Origin of the sequence: Pseudomonas sp. LAIL14HWK12:I10 (assembly GCF_900184205.1) — a bacterium.
GTDB lineage: Bacteria > Pseudomonadota > Gammaproteobacteria > Pseudomonadales > Pseudomonadaceae > Aquipseudomonas > Aquipseudomonas kermanshahensis.
The window spans coordinates 373826-392959 of the sequence record NZ_FXWU01000005.1 but is presented as its reverse complement, the minus strand read 5'-3'; the positions used below and the strand labels follow the sequence as shown (position 1 = coordinate 392959).

Genomic DNA, 19134 nt, shown 5'->3' with positions numbered 1-19134 from the left:
TGATTTCTGCGCGAAAGATGAGCTATTCAAAAAAGTGATTTAACGATTCATCCTCAGATAAATAGGGCTTTTACTGCAAAAACAGCATGCAAATAAGGCTGGCAACAAAGCGATACAGGCATTCGCACAATTGACGCGCAACATTTTTGTGATACAAGGATTCGTCACATTTCAAATCATTTCAGGAGCTTTGCCATGCCTTGCTACCGGCTAGAAGGCCTGACCCCCGTGGTTCACCCAACTGCCTATGTGCACCCGAGCGCAGTGCTGATTGGCGATGTCATCGTTGGCCCTCATTGCTACGTCGGCCCGCTGGCCTCACTCAGGGGCGACTTCGGCCGCATCGTGCTGGAGGAGGGCGCCAACCTGCAGGACACCTGCGTGATGCATGGCTTTCCGGGGGGCGATACGGTCATAGAACGCAATGGGCATGTCGGCCACGGCGCGGTGCTGCACGGGTGCCGCGTGGGCGAAGATGCCCTGGTAGGCATGAATGCCGTGGTAATGGATGGTGCCCATGTAGCCCCGCGCTGCATCGTTGCTGCCACGGCCTTTGTCAAGGCGGGGTTCGAATGCGCCGAACAAAGCCTGGTGGTGGGTAGCCCGGCACAGGTCAAGCGCCCGCTGACCGACCAGGAGCTGGCCTGGAAGCAGCGCGGCACGGCGGAGTATCAGCACCTGACGCAGCGCTGCATGACCGCGCTTGTCGAATGCCCACCGCTGACCGAAGCCGAGCAGGGTCGCCCGCGCATGGGTGACTCCGGCATCCGGCCCAAAGGCAAGGCGCCGGCATGAGCCTGTCCGTGTCACGCAATGGCCAGGCAACCCGCCGCGCAGGTATAGTCGGTGCTTTCCCCGCGCACAGTTCCTCCATGAGCACACTTGCCCCACTGAACAACCTGATCACTCGTTTTCAGGAACAGACGCCGATCCGCGCCAGCTCGCTGATCATCACCCTGTACGGCGACGCTATCGAACCGCATGGTGGCACGGTGTGGTTGGGCAGCCTGATCAACCTGCTGGAGCCGATCGGCATCAACGAACGGCTGATCCGCACCTCGATCTTCCGCTTGACCAAGGAAGGTTGGCTGACCGCCGAAAAAGTCGGCCGACGCAGCTATTACAGCCTGACGGGCACTGGCCGTCGGCGCTTCGAAAAAGCGTTCAAGCGTGTCTACAGCCCCAGCCAACCCGCATGGGATGGCGCCTGGACCCTGGTGCTGCTGTCACAACTGGAAGCCGGCAAGCGCAAAACCCTGCGTGAGGAGCTGGAATGGCAGGGCTTCGGGGTGATGGCGCCCAACGTGATGGGCTGCCCCCGTGCTGACCGCGCGGACTTGGCCGCAACCCTGCGCGAGCTGGAGGCCAGTGATGACAGCATCGTGTTTGAAACGCACACCCAGGAAGTGCTTGCTTCCAAGGCCATGCGCGCGCAAGTGCGCGAGAGTTGGCGTATCGACGAGCTGGGGCAGCAGTACAGTGAATTCATCCAGTTGTTCAGGCCGCTGTGGCAGGGCCTTAAAGAGCAACCGCAGTTCGATGCGCAGGATTGCTTCCTGGCACGCACGCTACTGATTCACGAGTACCGTCGGCTGCTGCTGCGCGACCCGCAACTGCCTGATGAGTTGCTGCCAGGTGATTGGGAGGGCAGGGCAGCACGGCAGCTGTGTCGCAACCTGTATCGGCTGGTGTTTGCCAAGGCTGAAGAGTGGTTGAATAGTGCGCTTGAAACGGCTGACGGCCCACTGCCTGACGTGAATGAAAGTTTTTACAAGCGCTTTGGTGGTCTTGCATAGCGATTATTAAGGTTAACCTTGGTTAACCTTATTCAAGATAATGCTTACCAAGATGAGCATTATGAGTTTCTTATAAAATCTTTAAGTGTGCTATGGTTAACCTTAACTCAGTTAACGTTAACCATGGCGAGCCTTATGACGACTTTTTTTCCAGTCGCTTGCGCCGATACCCTCAGTAAAATCGGCCTTTTGGTCAAGGCACGGCGCCTAGCACTCGGCCTGCGCCAAGCGGACCTTACCGCTGCCATCGGCGTCTCCGCGCATACCCTTCGCAAGATCGAAGGCGGCTCGGCGCTCGTCGACCTGCGTTCATTCATGCTGGTGTTGTGGCGCCTGGGTATCAGCGAAACCGTTTTCGCCTCGCTGGAAGGCATAGAGCAAACCTCCCAGATCACCCGGTTCAGTGATGACGATGATGCCCACCAGAGCCTGGCATCCCGCCGCGTGCGGCTGGCCAAACCCAAGCCTGAGGAGTTCTGATGCCCCGTGCCTACATCTATATGGAGCACCCCGAGACAGGTGAAGTCATGACCCTTGGCCGGCTGACCCTCAAAGGCAAGCTCGGTGAATTTCTTTATGCACCTGACCACGTCGCGCGCGGCGGCTGGGTCCCCGACCCAATCAATTACCCGTTACGCGCCGAGGCCTACACCGGCATCGCCAAGAACCGCGGCATACCCGGCTTCATCAATGACGCCATGCCCGATGGCTGGGGCGAGCGGCTGCTGCATCGGGCGTACGGCCAAGAACTCGGCCCCCTCGACTTCCTGCTCAAGTCACCCAATAACGACCGCGTAGGCAACCTGATGGCAGGCGGCGCAACAACGCCCGCACCCGGCCTGGGCGATGGCGCAGTACCGACCTTGAAAGGCCTGGCCAAGTTCGTCGCTGCGTGCGAAGCGGTGTACGACGGCCAGCTCGACGCTGAGTCGGTGGCCACCCTCAACGTGCGCCAACAGCGTTCGGCCCTGGGTGGCGCACGGCCAAAACGTACGCTGCAGGATAACGGCATGCTGATTCTGGCCAAGCCGCGTGATCGCTTCGACCATTATGACCTGCCCTCGATCGAATACGCCTGCATGACATTCGCCGCAGGGAAGGGCTTGAACGTGGCCAAGACCGCGCTGCATGCTGAAACCCCTTCGACGTTGCTGATCGAACGCTTCGACCGCACGCCCATTGCACAAGGTGCCCGACGTATCCCGATGCTCAGCGCGCTGACCTTGCTGGATTCAGAGTGGAACGGCGCGCACCATCGGGATTGGCGCTATGCTGCTGTGGCCGATGAAATGCGCCGCCGAGGTGTGCCCGAGACCGACCTGCAGGCGCTGTTCAAGCGCATGTGCTACAACGCCCTGGTGGGCAACTCCGACGACCATCCACGCAACCATGCGGTGATCTGGGTTGACGGCGGGTGGCGCCTGTCGCCCATGTACGACGTGCTGCCCATGCTTGAAGAAGGCCCCGCACAGACCTTGGCCATGGCAGTTGGCCGGGAAGGCAGCCAGATTAGCCGCGCGAATATGCTCAGCCATCACGCGCACTTTGCCCTGACGCGGGAGCATGCAGAGCATCTGCTGGTGGAGGTGGCGGGCTGGGAGGACGAACTGAAGGCGTATTACGCGCAGGTGCTTACCGGCAGCGACCTGGACATGGCGGTTGATGCGGTGAGCTCGGTTCGCATGCTCGGTTAAGAAGAAGGCGGAGGCGGGTGACACTGCTTTCAAATGACATGCATTCCCATTTATACTTGCATCTCATTTCCTCTCTGTTATCGCTACCGTGCAGGCAGATCCTCCAAAGCCATCCTTGCTCGCCACCCTGGTCCGTCACTACGACGACCTGGTCGATCATGTGCGCCGACGCTTCGGCGAGCGGGTGTTCGCGCGTGAAGTCGTTCACGACCTGTGTGTTCAGTTGCTGGAGGATGACGAGAAAGAAGGGGTGCGCAAGCCCCTGGCGCTGTTACGCAAGATCGCCCACGACAACGCCATCTCGCATTGCCGCCGCGAGCGTCGGCGCAGCAGCTTGATTGTCGCCGTGGCAGAACTGCCCGACGTCGCCTGTAGCGCAGCGCCACAGGAGCGCCATGTCGACGCGGCGAAGACACTGGACAGGCTGATTGCGGCTATTTCCCGATTGCCGCCGCGTTGCCAGGCCGTGTTCATCATGCACAAGCTGCATGAGGTCCCCCAGGCTGAAGTCGCGCAGCGCCTGGGGATCTCGCTGAAAACCGTAGAAAAGCATTTGCGCGTCGGTATGATCGCTTGCCGTGAACATCTGCAATCCGAGGTGGCGCAGTGAGCCGTCCACGAAACAAAGACGATGCTGCAGTCGATGAGGCGCTGGCCGAGTGTCGCGAGACCTTGAAGCAGCGCTTCCCTTTACCCAGCTCGCCACCTGCCCGCAAGCCCCGCAAAGGCAGCAAGGTACTCCCGCTAGTATTGCTGGCCCTGGCCGCAGGTGTGGCCTGGAAGGATCCTGCGTACCGCAACGAACACTTTGTCACGCAGGTGGGGCAACGCCAGGCGATACAGCTGGCTGATGGCAGCAAAATCAAGCTGGATGGGGGCACTGAGGTACGCGTCAGCTGGCATTTGCGCACCCGGCAAGTGGCACTGGTGCGTGGCCAGGCCTTATTCGACATTTCGCCCATGCACTATCGGCCGTTCTTGGTCGATGCAGGCAACGCCGACATACGCGTGGTCGGCACCCGATTCAACGTCAACATGTACGCGGGTGACGTGCGGGTTACCGTTGCGCAAGGCAAGGTGGCAGTCACAGGGCGCGCGGCGGACCGTACCTCGCTGCTCATGCCTGGGCAGCAGGTGGTCGTGCAACAGGGCATCCCCGGTGAGGTTGTCAAAGGCAATGCCGAAGACGCCACCGCCTGGCAAGAAAGCCGCTGGGTTTTCGCCGGTACGCCACTGGCTGAGGTGGTTGCTGCACTGCAACGGTATTACGCCCAGCCGATCGAACTGACGGACCCTGATGTCGGCAAATTGCCGCTTTCAGGTGTTTTCAGCAGCGACAGCGTCGAAACGCTGTTGGCGTTACTGCCAGAGATTCTCCCGGTGAAGCTGAGCAGGGAAGGCGAGGCCGTACGCATTCAGCCCCAAGCGGAAAAAAATAATTCTCCAACGAGGTAGGGTTGGGGCCGTCACGAAGCGGCTAACTCTCTGCACCTCATCTCCTGGAGAATAACAAGTGAGTCAGCTCTTCCTGCGTACACCTTGGCACGTTTCGATTTTGACCAGCACCTTGATGGCCAGCCAGTGGTCGTTCGCGCAAACCATGGTGGTTGTCGACTTCAATATTCCTGCATCAACGCTGGAAAGCTCGCTGAATGCAGTGGCTCGCCAAACAGGTGCTCAAGTGCTGTTTTCCAGCGAGCTGACTGCGGGCAAGCAGGCGCCGGCGCTGCATGGGCGTTACACAGTGGCGCAGGCGCTGGGTCAGGTGCTCGAGCAGAGTGGGCTGGTCGTCCAGCCGCGTGATGAGCGGACTTTCATCGTTTTACCATCAAACGAAGCAGCGTCAGGTAATGCGCCGTCTACGACCGCCAGCACCATTGAACTGGCAGGCACGGAGATCACGTCCTCTCGGCTTTCCAGCGGTGTAGTACCGCAGGCACGCCAGGTCAATGTGATCGAACGCGAGCAACTGAAGCAATTGCGCCAGGGCTCTGATGGGCTGGCGACGCTGCTGGCCAAAAGCATCCCTGGGATGGCCGACTCCAGCCGTACCATCACCGATTACGGGCAAACGCTGCGCGGCCGTACGATGCTGGTCCTGGTCGACGGCGTGCCGCTGAACACCAACCGCGACTCTTCGCGAAACTTGGCCAATATTGACCCTGCATTGATCGAGCGCGTCGAGGTGATTCGCGGCAGTAGCGCTATCTACGGCGCCGGTGCGACGGGAGGGATCATCTCCATCACCACGCGGCCCGCTGGCGGCGAGCAAATGGCCGAGACCACGCTAACGGGCGTTTCGCCCTTGAGCCAAGTGGACAGCGATGGCCTGGGAGGGCAGTTGCAGCATCATGTTGCCGGCGCGCAGGGTGCACTGGATTACGCATTCGATTTCGGTGCACGCCATATCGGCGCCTCTTACGATGCCAAAGGGCAACGCATTGCGCCCGAGCCTAGCCAAGGTGACCTGTTCGATTCCAACAGCTACAACATTGGCGGAAAGGTTGGTTGGCGCATCGACGAGCTGCAACGTATTCAGCTGTCCCTCAGCCATTACAACGCCGAGCAAAACAGTGACTATACCGCCGACCCAGCGGTCAGCCGATTGCCACCTGGTTCCGTACCCGCACAACCGTTGTCCGGGTTGTCACTCGACGAACAGAACCAGATCAAGAACACCTTGGTGAACCTTGAATACGGTCACTCGGAAGTGCTCGGGGGAACATTCAATGCCCAGCTTTACTACCGCGACTATTTCACCCGCTTCACGCCCTTCGATGCCCGTGGCGTTGCCACACGTGGGCGCAATGTCGATCAAGTCATGCAGAACAGCGAAGTCGTTGGTAGTCGCATTACCTTGCGAACCCCGATCGGCGGGTCAGATACCGAACTGTTGTGGGGCGGCGACTTCAACCAGGAGCGCAGCGACATGCCGATCGATATCTTCGACCCGCAAGCGTTTGATGCGAGCGGCGGAACGGTATTCAATAAAATCGGCAAGTTGAGCTACATGCCTGACCTGACGTCACGCAGCGTAGGTGCGTTTGCACAGTTACAGCACCGTTTCAACGAGCAGTGGTCCATGGAAGGCGGCATCCGTTATGAATATGCCACCGCCGAATACGGGGACTTCATTCCGCTGTCTGAATCAAGCACCGCCAACCCCGCCACGGTGGAAGGCGGCAAAGTCCATTACGATGCATTGCTGTCCAATATCAGCCTGACTTACTCGCCCGTCAGCGGCCAGGCGGTTTATGCCGCCTTCAGCCAAGGCTTCCAGTTACCTGACATTGGCGTGCAGCTGCGTAACGCACGCCGTGGTTTCGATATTGGCTCGTCCAACCTGGAGCCGGTCAAGACCAATAACTACGAACTCGGGTGGCGCGGCGAGCTGGGCGAGGAGACCCTGGCGTCGCTGGCTGTTTTCTACACCACATCAAAACTGGGTGATGTTCAGAGCTTCAACAATGGCCTGATCCTGACCCGCACTCAGGAGCGCATCTATGGCGTTGAAGGCAGCGCTGACTGGTTGACCAGCGACGAGCATTGGGGGGCAGGGGGGAGCTTCACTTGGATGAAAGGGCGCGAGCAACCAGACGGTGGCGATTGGCAAGACATGACAGGCTATCGCATTCCACCTGTGAAACTGACAGCGTATCTTCAATACAAGCCAGACGAGGATTGGAACCATCGCGTGCAGGCGACTTACTTCGGTGCTGAGGATTACCGCCTCAAAGGTGTCGAAAGCTTTGGCAGACGCAGGGTAGATGGCTACACCACGGTGGATATCATCAGCCAATACCAGCTGAGTGAGCATGATCAGATCAGCGTGGGCGTCCAGAACTTGTTCAATCGTTATTACTATCCGCTGTACAGTCAACTGATGCGCAACAGTAACAACACCAGCCATTTGCCTGCGCCAGGCACCGTTTTGACGGCAAGTTATACCCACCAGTGGTGATCGGTAGGGCCTCTTTAGGCTGGTTTAAACATAACTACACTAAATGAATATTTAGTGTAGTTATAGCTGAAGGAAATAACCATCATAGGTGGGGGCGAGCGGCCTACCGATTTGATAGCCCCGTAAACATGGCATCGGCTGCAGCACCGCGGCTAATAGGCAGCAACAGGACATTTCACGTCAAAAATCACAGCAAAAGACTTACTGCTGCTTCATGAACCCCAGTGCATGCGAGAACTGGAAGGCCCTCGATTGACATGTTACCAGCCAGGCCAGAGCGCAAATAATCAGATCACGGTGACCTATCAGCGTTTAATGGATCAGACTACCCACTTTTAATCATCATGCACGAAAAGGCTCTTTTCTAAACCAGAATTCTTGGAATATGCCTTCTTATAGACCTGCAGGCCACACCAATCATGGGTTAAGTATCTAGACGAATCCAGATCTGTAAATGGCTCTATTTTCGTAAGGAACTGTAAAATATGCCCGCTTTACAATCTTATGATGTGCCTCGCTTTGTAGCGCTGACCCCGTCATTTCATGCTAAATATTGCGCCTAAATCACTGGGGATTGCGCGCCCAAATTATCCATTCAAGGGCCCTAAAGCTCACATTTACGCACCAGGCACAAGCAAGGGAACTGCAACCTATTGATTTAGCTGAACCATTTTTAGATACGTCCAATGCTCATTTTTTGACGCTCCTCACAGCCGGTTACGATGATGGTCATGCCAGATCCCCATAAGGGTGCGGAGATCGGATTTTAGTGGAGGGAATCTGCAGGGATGTTAACCAGGGTCAAAGGATGGGATGGTTTGGTGGGTTGCCGGCGTTAGGCTGGTTTCGAATCTGGGTATCCACGGGCGTGTGGGTCTATACGAGTGTGCGCATAATGCATATTATGTTAAATGAAGTGTTGCGGAGAGGTTCTCATGTTTGTCACCAGCCCCCGAAAACCAAACTTGCCTCGATTGACCATACAACCCTCGAATCAAGCCGTTACGCTCCTTCTCATGCCTGTGCTCTGCTCGACGATCGGCACAATTGCGTAATCCAGCGTACAAGCCAATTCACAATCAAGCTTCACGGCTACTGCCTCCGCCAGCATCCTTTGGCGTCTACAATTTCTTTTGTTAATTTGGCACTCCACAGCCTAGGCCCCAGCGTCGGCTCACCTTGGGCCAAGCCCGGATCCCAGCAAGCAGCTCAATGCCGGCGGTCTTATCACGCCGCGTCCTAGAGACCTAAGTGCGTGTCAGGATGCCCTAAAAAAAGTAATCGGCCCTTAAAAACAATAAACCAGAATAATCAATGAGTTATCCTGAATCTTCTCCCCTAGGCAAACTCTACGAATCGCAATCGGTCCGTAAAAAAAATAGGACGCGTGCCACTCCAGCGCTATAAACGCCATATTGCCTATCCTTAAAAAAGTAAAACCTTAAAAAGAATAATTTTTTTAAGGGTTGATCTGATCACTCTCCCGACCGATTGTCTGGGGGTAACTACGTGGCTGTTAGGGATCCGCAAAAAGGATAAATACTCCTAAAAAAGAATAATTACCGCACATCAGTTGCTTGAAATGCTCCGTCGCCGCTCTCGATAGCGACACACTACCGCCAGTATTTTTAAAAGGATGGATTCACAGCCCCTAGGTCCGCTCTGCGGAGCCCTCAAAGAAGATAAATATTTTGAAAAAAGATAACCTGTTTTAGAGGCACAGCGCGGAGCAGATGTGGCTAGTCTTCAGCGAACCTGGCACTACTAGGCTCAACCCTCCTTCAGGCCTAGTTCTGCATGAAAAGCTAGGCGCTGACCTTGATACGAAAAAGTTCCACCGTGGAACTCAAGTACTTTTGGTTCAGGGCCTCTGGGGAGCTAGCCCATACTCAGCGCCTGAAGGCGCTTTGCGCATTCTCGTAGGGATGCATAGGTTCCATCGCTTATTTTCTCCAGCGGAGTGCTTCCCTCAAAATAATCGTTGTCATTTTTCATGGACATAAAACCTGCGATATTCTTAGGATTCTCAAAAATCTTGTTCAAGTAGCTATTCATCTCAAAAATAACGCTTAGGCGGAGCTTGATCTCTTGAGCGGCACAATCGGGCATGCCGATTATACTATGTGCGACTTGCTCTTCAGCGCCCCAAGACATCAATAGTGACAGCGCTGACAAACAAGCCTGAAACGACTCACTCCCGGTTGTATCAGCCACGACTTGCTTCCGTCCTCTGCTGCATGTTGAACTGCTCATTGATCAGTTCGCCTAATATCCTCGCAATCCAGGCTTGGTATGCACTCAGTACTGGATCGCTCGAATTAGCATTTGATGCTTGGTAAATGCTTCTCTCGCTCCTCACAACCTTGAGAGGTATTTCATTACCATCAACATAATAGCGCCCACTCGCAATACGGTAAGCATACGAATCTAAGGTTCTCTCGGGCTGCGCCAATATAACCCTTGCGAAGTCGACAACAGGCTCTACCGTCCACTTTTGGTTAGGACTCAACCGCGGCGGCAATGCGAGTTGAAGACCTACCACGCCTCTAGTGGCATTGGGCCTGTCGAGCTCGTTCAAGAAGTCCAATGTGCTCTGGCCCGTTTCAAAAATCCTGATGTCAATAATCTCTTTTTCTTCCAAAAGGTCCAGCACGCAAACGATTAGAAATGTGGATCCTGCCCCTAGGGATGCTACTTCTGAGAAGCTTTCAGGGTTTACTCGCAAGGTCGTCATAGCTCTCTCCCAACGAAAATGAACACTATAGATTGTAGCACTATAGGATTCAAAGAGGCTTCATCATTCCTTTTGTGGATCAAATACGCAAATGGAGCTCAAAACAGCCCTCGCTCAAGCGCTACGCAAAACTAGGACTAGCCGAGGCCTGACCCAGGAGGATTTTGGCGATGTCAGCAGCCGTACCTATGTAAGCTCTCTTGAGCGCGGCCTCAAGAGCCCCACCCTCGATAAGCTGGTCGAGCTGGCGACACGTATGGACGTGCACCCGCTATCCCTACTTGCAGAGGCCTTTTTGCTGATCGACAATGAGCCCGACATCGAAATGCTGTTCTCCCGAATCCGTCAAGACCTACATCGGCAGTGAACCGATGGCAAAGCAAAGGCCTCTACGCACGCAATATCCGATAACTGTCAGACCCGGATATTGCATAGCACCTCATTCGAAAGCATCCTTGATAGATCTGCAACCTCGTCTGAGTAGCCCATGCGCGTAGATCCACAACATCTTTTTGATACCTTTGGGAAATTTAACCAACTCAGTTTTCTCGGGGTGCATCAGGAACTACCATTGGTTCTTGATTATCTGAAACGATTCGCTCCTGATTGTAAGGCCTTAGAGAGCTACCTTGTGGTGCGAAGTTTTTTACGCTCATATGCCGGCAACCAGACGACATTCAACTCGTTTCGCACACATGTCGAGCGTCTCTTGCTCTGGTCCCAGATCATAGCGAAAAAATCCATTCTTGATATTCGTCGTGTAGATGCTGAAATGTTCATGGAGTTTTGCCTACAGCCTCCAGCAGAATGGGTAGGACCAGTAGTGAAATCGAGATTGTTCGTCTGGGGGGCGAAAACGACTTGAGTCAGATGATTATGTTGTGAACAAAGACTGGAGGCCGTTCAGTAGTACGGCTAGCAAACGAGATCGTAAAATCGCTGTAGAGTCGTCGAAAGACCTTCCAATTCGCCCCTACCAGATGGCGCAAGGATCGATTGCGCAGGTGGTAGTTTTTTTCAGCATGCGATGGACGAAGGCTTGACCGAGTCGAATCCTTTCCGCGCAATAAAACAAAAGTCCATCATAAACAACGTGCGGTATTGGACGTTTCCGCACAATCGCTTACAGAGCTTCAGTGGAGTTTCGTTATCGACTGTGCAGAGCAGATGGCTGCGGAGGATCCGAGACACGAACGCACTTTATTTATTGTGGCAACTATCTTTTCGATGTATCTCAGGATCTCTGATTTATTCGGCAGAGAAAACTGGCGCCCCTCAATGGGTGACCTGCGCTGAGATACTGTTGGCAACTGGTGGTTTCATGTTGTCGGAAAGGGAAATAAAGCAGCCCGAATTAGCGTGCGCGATGACTATGTTGATTGTTACTTAACTCGATATCGCCGCTATTTAGGACTTTCTCCCCTGCCCTCACCTCAAGACGTTTGCCCCCTAATTGGAACGCTAAATGGTCGCGGCGGCCTGTCTGATCGCTACATCCGATCTTTGCTTCAAGTAGTGTTTGTCCGTGCACTAAAACGAATGCAGGAGGAAGGCTGGAGCGACGATGAAATTGATCAACTTCGCTCGGCATCACTACACTGGCTTCGTCATACATCCGCTACTTTCGATGCGCCTTTGCGAGATATGAAGGACTTGCAGGCAGACCTTAGGCACAACAGCCTAAGTACTACCCAGAATATTTATTACAATAGCCTGGATGAGCAGCGAGCTTCGTCTATGAAAGGGCTTAAAATTCGAAAATAGCCGATCGGTCATTAATCAAACTCGAACTGCTTGCCTCAGGTCGTCGCAACCGAGCACCGGTTACGGTTACGGCTACGGCTACGGCTACGGCTACGGCTACGGCTATGCTTGTGCTCAAGATGAGTATTTTGCTAGCACTCCAACTGATTAAGTGGACCGGTTGAAATGAAACCCTGCAAAGGTTCCCGGCGGGAGCTTGACCAAATCTGGTCCTGCAGAGAACTTAGCTCGCAGTCCGCTGGAATCGACCGAAGCGCCTGCGTCGTCTGATCATATACGTAAACGTGAAAGCCCAGCTGCAGTGCACGAGACATCTGCCGATGCCAGTAGAATTTCCCATCGCCTGTGATCGCGTCCTCGCCTAATAGCAGGTCATAGCGCGGGAGGATGTAGCCGAAAAGCACAGTTCGCGAAATTTCGGAAAGCGCTAGAGAATGACGCGTACTTGCCGATCGCCAGACCCGATGTCTCGCAAGGTATCGGCTACTGACTTCAGGAGCGCTGAGCAGTGTGACTTTGGTGTAAAAAGCCACGGAAGCCTCGGCATCGTCTACCAAAGCGATCTCGAAATCGTTGGCACTGCCTTCATGCGGCCGATGGTCGACGCGTATCAAACGGTAGCCAGGCTGAGCACTGTAGCCCGCGGTTTCACCGATATCGCTGATCCCGTCGACCCGAGTAAGGCCGGCGTAAAACGCAGAATTACCGGCAGTGCGTGTGAGCAGCTCCGGCAGTTCAGGGAGCGCTTTAGTAGCAAGGTACATAGTGGTGTCTCGATGAGAGCCTGATTCCATCTGCAACCCTAATGGAAACTCCAAGACTTCACAAACCCTCACGATGGGGTACGTACTGGTGTTTCTGGAATCCCATTATTGAGTGGCTCAATTCAACAGTCCAGGCTAGCGCGCTCATGCGATGTCCAGGCCAAGCCGCTCCCTCAGCACTTGCTTCCCGTACGCTTTTCCGATTTCCAGCATCACTGCCAAACTCACCCCTCCGGCTTTCTCAGCGCCAGCTTTGGTGAGGCGCCACACCTCGGTGTCCCGAATCGTGTCTAAGTATTCGTGCCCTCTGATGGTCAGGCGCTGGGGGCGCCAGTCGAAGTCATCCATCGCGGACAGATCCTTTGCAGCCAATAAGCCAGCCTCATGCAGTAACATGACGTGATAGGAAACTACGCTATGGGTCTGATCATCGAACTCAAGATCAATCCACGAATCAGGTGTCTGGTCGCTCTCTTCCACTGCAAGCAGAATCTGACGAATCAATTCTTTATCTAATCTCAAGGAATCGTTCCCCCGTCTCCTTTTTCCTGGTTGTGAACAGCTGGCATTCTAAATCGGATGGCATCGTAAATGCGCAATGCCTCTCCACTGGTCTTGGCATGCACGATGTAATGAGCGTTAGTCACGGTTCCCAGTAAGGAATAATGGATTGTCCTGGCTTATCAAGCACAATAGCGACGCTCTGCTGTGCCCGGGTTACCGCCACGTAAAACGTCGCCGCTGGGCCAGGGTCAAGCGACTTACCTCGCTGCAGAAAAGTTGCGATTGGGCCTGTTGCGATGATCAGCACGCGCTCGTAGGTTGCACCCTTGGCGACCTTGAAGTTGATGTAATTCAGGTCGAACGCAGTGCCCGACCTTACGTTCACGCGTAGACACTGAGGGTTAAATCTCTCCACATATGCATGAACGTTACGCTTGGCGAGCAGAAATACACCGTCATGATCAGTCGTAACCTCGTTGAGTGACTCCGTTCTAGGGAAGCCCCACACGGGATTGAAGATGGTGTCTGAGAAGCTCGCAATACCAGGTGTACAGCGCCACGTCGTGTTTCGAAATTGAATCTCGAGCTCTCCTCGTCTCTGCTTGCTGAGGAACCACGCTAGGGCCTTGGCGTAGGCATATTGCTTGTTCTTCCGGCTTCGAGGGCTTGTCGATAGCACTGATTGCCGAATATCGCCAACCATCCGGATGTCGATACGGGACGTGAACAGTTTCTCTAAAAGCTCCCAGTCCCAGCCGCTGAGATCTTGAACCTCATCCACTAGGATTTCGTCGTATAGGCTCTCCAATCTGTAGAACAGAGCACCGTTGCTTTGCTCCACAAGAAGGTTGGCTAGTTTGCCGAGCTCAGCCGCATACAACGCACCAGAGGGGTTAAAAAAACGTTCTTCGCCCGTTGCGAAGCGGTTGGGGAGCCCTTCATAGTCGAAGCCTTGTACGCGTCGACCTGGGAAGACAAAGGGCAGGAAAGGCCGAGCAAAATGCCGAATGAGTAGTGTGAACCACCCCATCACTTCCACATTGGTCTGTAGACCAATTGCTTTCGCCAGGCGTTCTGAAAGCTCGTGTTGATTTCGCTGGGTGTACGTCACAACCAATACTCGACGAGTAGGCGCCAATGCGGCGCAATGCTCAACCAGGCCCTGAGTTTTGCGAGATCCCGCAACGGCGAGGGTTAGATGGTTAGCCATGGATAAAGGCTGCCGCTGCTGCCATGTACGTCGGTGCGACAATACGCTGCCTACTTTCAGCGATTCGAATGGCGGCCTCTGTTTTCTCTCTGGTCATCCACACTTCGACGCGAGCGTCAGTCCGAATACCCAGAATATCCCGGAGTGCAGCCTCTCCATTGTGATGAATAAGTTGAGGTTCCAGTGTGTACCCGTGATCCACATCGCCGATGAAGAGCTCTCTGTGCTCTCCATCAAGCCACTCCTCAACGTCTTCTCGAAGTGCTGCGGGATCCTGGCCGTCGTTGTCCCTCAAAACTGCAACCCTCTTGCCGAGTCGGGAGCAGAGCTCGAGGCATCGGGCCAGTGAGAGGCTGCGCATGCTGAGGACATCAATGCCACATGCCATCGGTGTCATCTGATAGCGATCATGGAAGATCCGCTCAAAAATGATCTCGTCGGACGGCCCCTCGACGAGAACCAGTTTGTCCGCGAGCGCCATCCGAAGCGTATCGTAGCCCGGAAGCTTCTTGTAATACCCCACGGTTTCCGGAGTTAGCCCCGTGATCGTTGTGACTGCATCCCGATTGATCAGCATCAGAGAATCTAGCCCCAGCCTATTGAGCACGTAGGTGCTGTGAGTGCTGATGAACAACTGCTGTTCTTCCCCTGCGAGCCGCTCAATGCGGTTCAAAAGCTTGACCATGCTGGTGTGGGAAAGGTGGTTTTCCGGCTCCTCGATCATCACCACCCTGGTGCGATCGGCATGTCGGCCCATTGCCAGAGAGATTTTGATGGTGGCCTGCTGGCCTTGCCCAGCCATCGAGAACGGCACATTGTCTATGTGCGGTGCGACAGCCGACTCCCACGATGTCCTGGTTGTCTGATCCATGGCCACCTTGAGGGGTTGTTGGTCGAGCGACGCCTCCAATTGCCCCAGTCGCTGATTAAGCGCCGCTAAGGCCCCATCTGACATAGCTGCTTTGGCCCGCCTGTAATCCAGGGAGATCAAGGCCTTTTCAGAGGGTTCCAAGTGGTCATTCAATATCTGTCGAAGGTGGTAGTCGACGCCACCAAACGTCCTGATCGTACGCGAGTCGATGATCGCAATGGAGAGATCTCTAGGGCGCCGGGTGAGCTCCGAATCGCCGAAATGGCGCCACTCGATCTTGTAATACTCCACAGGGAGCAGCATGGACGGATTTTCCGTCCACGCTTGAAGTTCTGCATCGTACTCAGGATTGGGTGCGACCCGGAACACCACGCCAGGGCAAGCCTGTGCAGGAATTGCGCTGTTATGCACTCCACACAACGCTTGGAGGTCAGGTCGGTTTTCCAAGAACAGCTCAATTTCGATTGTGGGCCAAGCCGCATCTCCAATAAGTAGATTGTCCAAAAACTCCGAGACTATCGCTGTGTTGAACCAGTAGGGATTGAGCTCTTCTGCTGCAGGTCTTCCCCCCATACGCCCCGTCATCGCCAAGGCGATAGCCTCCATCAACGAGGATTTACCCGCCTCGTTTCCACCAACAAGCAGGTTGATCCTTCTGTTAGGCTCCAGCTCAAAGTCCCGATGGATTCTGTACCCTTTCACCTTGATCTTCGTGATCATCGTCTTTCCTTGCTAAAGGAATCCCGTCCAGTGGGCGGGCGAATAGGAAGAGTGTACCGCGGTTTGTCGATGGCGCCAGCGGGCGCGCTAGGGCGCACGTCTCGCTGATGTCCACGAGGCTTTAGCCGCTGCGCTTAAGGACGCCACCCAGTTCGGTGAAGAGTGAAGAGTGAACACAGAATGTAAACCAGAGTCGTAGCCCAGTACGCTGCGTAGCAAGACATTCAATCTCACACTACTTTCTTACCAAATCACGAAGATTATTGATGATTTGGGCGGCAGTTTGCTCTGAAGATTGATGTCGAAGCAGCGCCAGCGCCTCTACCGTTTTTGGGATATCAATAGCAGGCCTGGCTGGTCGTCCCTCGTTTTGCACGAACGGGCCATCGGTCTCGGTGAGAAGCCGGTCTGACGGGAGTGAGGCGACAAGCTTACGATGCTTGGCGGAGTTCAACATCTGAATGTTGATCGAAAAATAGCATCCAAGCTCCACGGCCCTGCTGGCTTCGCTCGGAGAGCCAGTGAACCAGTGGAGCACCACTGTTCCCCGGTCGGCTGGAAGTAAGCGTTCAATATAGGACAGCACCTTACCCACGCTGCGCACGCTGTGGACAGAGAGGATTTTCCCGCCCTGCTCCGAGCAAGCCTCGAGCACTCTCTTAAACACCCTCTCCTGGGCCTCGAAGCTTCGATAGAACTGGGGTCCGGCATCAAGCCCCACCTCTCCGACGTATCGAGTTTCCTCAAGCAGGCGTTCCAGTAGTGGTAGCTCAGATTCGCGCTCTGCCACTAGTTGAGGATGTAAGCCCAAGGCCACCCGGACATGCCGAGCCGAGGCCGCAAGCTCTCGATTGCGCTGCCATGCTTTCGGTGTTGTGGTCACGGCCAAGGTGGCCACCTCAGCCCGATCGCATTCCACGATGAGACGCTCATGATCGGGATAGAGGTCAAGATGGCAGTGGAAGTCCACCCACCTCGGAGTTGATCTATTCTGCGACTTCATAGTGGTACGGCGGTCACACCCTCAAGGTAATCGTCCACTTCTAGCAAGCCCTCTCGATAGACCTGTTCAAAGTTATCCAGGCTATCAGGGTGGTCGATCAACGGCCCGGGCTCGTGAATGGCGAACTTTGCGCGCTGGGGCGCACGTTTGAGGCGCGCTATGGCCAACTGGAAAGATCGCACATGTTCGCCATCAGACTTGTTCGTGTCCAGAGATTGAGCATGCAGATCCGGAATGACATACCGCGTCTGATCCGGCCCACAACCGCGGTGAATTGCAGCCCGCCGGATGATGCAGGGGACGCAGAACCCACAATGCTTGGGTGATCGATTCGCGGGGTCGGGATGGTACCTCGCCTTTCCGGGTGATGAGCACGACATTGTGAGATGCACATGATCCGCCAGGAATGCAGGGTCTGTGCACTGTTCTGCCATTTGCCCCTTGGTAAGATAGCTGAACATGTTAAACAACCTTGTGCTCAGCCCCAGGCGCCCAAACAGCTCATTTACCCGCGCCATGTAGTATGGGTGGGTCGTACGAGTGCTACATGCACCTAGGCGCCGCGGATCCAGCGGGACGTTCAGAGAGATCAAGCCATTTTCAGGAACATGGATGGTGATCGAGTCGCCGATCGCTTCCGCGGCCATGGCCGCCAGAGCGAAAAACAGGAATGAGCGCGCTCGCAGCGTGTCCTCGCTACCACCACCTTCCACGAGGTCATGCGGGAAGCCTACACGGGCCTGTACGTGATTAATCGCGGTCTCGGAAAACCTCTCCTGCAGCACTGCCCGACAGTCGTTTTGATAGGTGCTGGTGCTGTTAGTGTCCCAGTAATGACTAACAAGTAACGGCTTGCCGCCATTACTTAGCAGGTTGATCGCGCCGATAAAGCTGTCCATCCCCCCGGAGAACAGGCATACGCTGTCAGACTCATCTGTTCTCAAGCTATCAGGGATGGGGGAAAGCTCCTCGATATCTGTGGGACGCTCGCGGAAGGCCAAGCGCCAACGATCACCAGTGAGGAATTTCAATGTCGAGGCCAGCAAGTCGGACGTTGCTGCCCAAAGAACGGGATCCGCGACGGGGATGTAGAGATCAATCTCTCTCGTCCAGGCATTCTCCGATTCGGTGTCCCGTGAGATCCTCGTATCTGCTGCGGTGAGGGTCGCTGCCAGGAGTGCAAGATCGACGGCAGTTTCTCCTGGGCTTAGACCAAGACCAGCCAACTGCTCAACGGCTTGCCCGATTCCAAACTGCAGTCTCCCAATTCCATCCAAGAACTGAATATTGGTGATGACACTGCCTGGCGCCAGCAACTCCAGCTCTTGGTCGTCAGTTTGGCCAAGCCGGCAAATAATGCTGTGGTGCCTCATTCTAATCCCTCCGCTGCAGTGGCGATCAGATCGAATGCCGCCTCATAGATCGCACTGGTCACCTGATTGACCTCTTGGTCTGTGGGGGCCGGCCATTGCTCCAGTCGGTTAGCGAGCTGGCCTCGTGTACAACCCATGATAAAGGAGCTCAGTTGAGATTGAATGCGCTCAACTGCGTCCACATCATCTGGCATGGTGATCCCCCTGCCGCCCAAATCCGCCATGATCATGCTCTCAATCGAATTCGCTACGAAGTCGAGGAAGAAATTCTGTCGATCAGCTTGGGTCATGTCATCGAAGCTACCGTTGCTTGCCTCGTCCAGTTCGGCGATTGTCTTTAGCGCTGCCTGGCGCGCAACACCTTCGTCGATCGCCCCTCCAGGCGGGCAAATGAACTCAAGTAGCGTGAGCAGCACCTGGGAGGCCGGTTGCCCTGGGGCAACGGTGAGCTGCAAGCGTCGCAGCGTTTCAGCTGCCCCGTTCCGCTGAACATCTCCGAAGATGCTGAGCAGCTTGGCGGCAGTAGCACGGGACGTTCCCATGCGACGCGCGCCTCTGGAAGATCCTCCAACGCCTTTGCGCACATAGGAAGACAACGCATTGCCAAGGTCGCTAGGGCTGCCAGTGCGGGCAAATCGGGTGAAGCTACTGCGCGCCCCGCGAAGGGAGCCAGTGCCGTCATTGTTCACTGGCGCTGATGGCGCGGAGCCCGGCTGAGATGGCATAGCACCAGGTTGCGA

Annotated in this window: 17 protein-coding genes and 1 pseudogene; 9 read left to right on the top strand and 9 right to left on the bottom strand. The window is 55.2% G+C overall.

What is annotated here, in order from left to right:
- Positions 1–195 precede the first annotated feature (195 nt).
- From paaY to QOS90_RS14275, 7 genes are all read left to right on the top strand, one after another.
- Entirely contained in the window at positions 196–795 is a 600-nt protein-coding gene (gene paaY, locus QOS90_RS14305; protein WP_027593251.1) for a phenylacetic acid degradation protein PaaY, read from the top strand.
- Between the two features lie 77 nt (positions 796–872).
- Positions 873–1796 (top strand): phenylacetic acid degradation operon negative regulatory protein PaaX, encoded by a 924-nt coding sequence (gene paaX, locus QOS90_RS14300; RefSeq protein WP_177323886.1) that lies wholly within the window; start codon positions 873–875, stop codon positions 1794–1796.
- An 18-nt stretch (positions 1797–1814) separates the two neighbouring features.
- Positions 1815–2276 (top strand): helix-turn-helix domain-containing protein, encoded by a 462-nt coding sequence (locus QOS90_RS14295; RefSeq protein ID WP_256577369.1) that lies wholly within the window; start codon positions 1815–1817, stop codon positions 2274–2276.
- Entirely contained in the window at positions 2276–3490 is a 1215-nt protein-coding gene (locus QOS90_RS14290; protein WP_027593254.1) for a type II toxin-antitoxin system HipA family toxin, read from the top strand. The genes QOS90_RS14295 and QOS90_RS14290 overlap by 1 nt, the downstream gene beginning before the upstream one ends.
- An 88-nt stretch (positions 3491–3578) precedes the next feature.
- Positions 3579–4100 carry an RNA polymerase sigma factor gene (locus QOS90_RS14285; protein WP_033694012.1) on the top strand — a complete coding sequence of 174 codons (522 nt, stop codon included), beginning with the start codon at positions 3579–3581 and terminating at the stop codon, positions 4098–4100.
- The gene (locus QOS90_RS14280; RefSeq protein WP_085272848.1) at positions 4097–4945 is read left to right on the top strand and encodes a FecR family protein; all 849 of its coding nucleotides are present in this window, start codon (positions 4097–4099) and stop codon (positions 4943–4945) included. The genes QOS90_RS14285 and QOS90_RS14280 overlap by 4 nt, the downstream gene beginning before the upstream one ends.
- 115 nt (positions 4946–5060) lie before the next feature.
- Positions 5061–7451 carry a TonB-dependent receptor gene (locus tag QOS90_RS14275; protein WP_085272984.1) on the top strand — a complete coding sequence of 797 codons (2391 nt, stop codon included), beginning with the start codon at positions 5061–5063 and terminating at the stop codon, positions 7449–7451.
- A gap of 1878 nt (positions 7452–9329) precedes the next feature.
- Here QOS90_RS14275 and QOS90_RS14270 read toward each other — a convergent pair.
- Both QOS90_RS14270 and QOS90_RS14265 read right to left on the bottom strand, forming a co-directional pair.
- On the bottom strand, positions 9330–9665 hold the full coding sequence (locus tag QOS90_RS14270; protein ID WP_050587348.1) for a hypothetical protein: 336 nt from the start codon (positions 9663–9665) through the stop codon (positions 9330–9332).
- Entirely contained in the window at positions 9658–10185 is a 528-nt protein-coding gene (locus QOS90_RS14265) for a hypothetical protein (RefSeq protein ID WP_141400918.1), read from the bottom strand. The genes QOS90_RS14270 and QOS90_RS14265 overlap by 8 nt, the downstream gene beginning before the upstream one ends.
- A 91-nt stretch (positions 10186–10276) precedes the next feature.
- Between QOS90_RS14265 and QOS90_RS14260 the strand changes: the two genes are divergently transcribed.
- Together QOS90_RS14260 and QOS90_RS14255 are read left to right on the top strand one after the other, a co-directional pair.
- Positions 10277–10552 (top strand): helix-turn-helix domain-containing protein, encoded by a 276-nt coding sequence (locus QOS90_RS14260; protein ID WP_027915576.1) that lies wholly within the window; start codon positions 10277–10279, stop codon positions 10550–10552.
- A gap of 120 nt (positions 10553–10672) precedes the next feature.
- Positions 10673–11949: pseudogene (locus QOS90_RS14255) on the top strand (site-specific integrase).
- Between the two features lie 131 nt (positions 11950–12080).
- Here the strand turns inward: QOS90_RS14255 and QOS90_RS14250 are convergent.
- The 7 genes from QOS90_RS14250 to qatB all read right to left on the bottom strand — a co-directional run bounded on the left by QOS90_RS14250 (position 12081) and on the right by qatB (position 19119).
- Positions 12081–12713, bottom strand: a complete 633-nt coding sequence (locus QOS90_RS14250) for a hypothetical protein (protein ID WP_027915575.1) — start codon at positions 12711–12713, stop codon at positions 12081–12083.
- 144 nt (positions 12714–12857) lie between these two features.
- Complete coding sequence (locus QOS90_RS14245; protein WP_027915574.1) at positions 12858–13235, bottom strand: DUF2513 domain-containing protein; 378 nt, start codon at positions 13233–13235, stop codon at positions 12858–12860.
- Between the two features lie 121 nt (positions 13236–13356).
- On the bottom strand, positions 13357–14427 hold the full coding sequence (locus tag QOS90_RS14240; RefSeq protein ID WP_063544937.1) for a UvrD-helicase domain-containing protein: 1071 nt from the start codon (positions 14425–14427) through the stop codon (positions 13357–13359).
- Positions 14420–16018 carry an ATP-dependent nuclease gene (locus QOS90_RS14235; RefSeq protein ID WP_063544936.1) on the bottom strand — a complete coding sequence of 533 codons (1599 nt, stop codon included), beginning with the start codon at positions 16016–16018 and terminating at the stop codon, positions 14420–14422. Before QOS90_RS14235 ends, QOS90_RS14240 begins: the two co-directional genes overlap by 8 nt.
- 235 nt (positions 16019–16253) lie before the next feature.
- Positions 16254–17021 (bottom strand): Qat anti-phage system TatD family nuclease QatD, encoded by a 768-nt coding sequence (gene qatD, locus QOS90_RS14230; protein WP_063544935.1) that lies wholly within the window; start codon positions 17019–17021, stop codon positions 16254–16256.
- Positions 17018–18394 (bottom strand): Qat anti-phage system QueC-like protein QatC, encoded by a 1377-nt coding sequence (qatC, locus tag QOS90_RS14225; protein ID WP_063544934.1) that lies wholly within the window; start codon positions 18392–18394, stop codon positions 17018–17020. Before qatC ends, qatD begins: the two co-directional genes overlap by 4 nt.
- Entirely contained in the window at positions 18391–19119 is a 729-nt protein-coding gene (gene qatB / locus QOS90_RS14220; protein ID WP_304363550.1) for a Qat anti-phage system associated protein QatB, read from the bottom strand. Before qatB ends, qatC begins: the two co-directional genes overlap by 4 nt.
- Between the last annotated feature and the right edge of the window lie 15 nt (positions 19120–19134).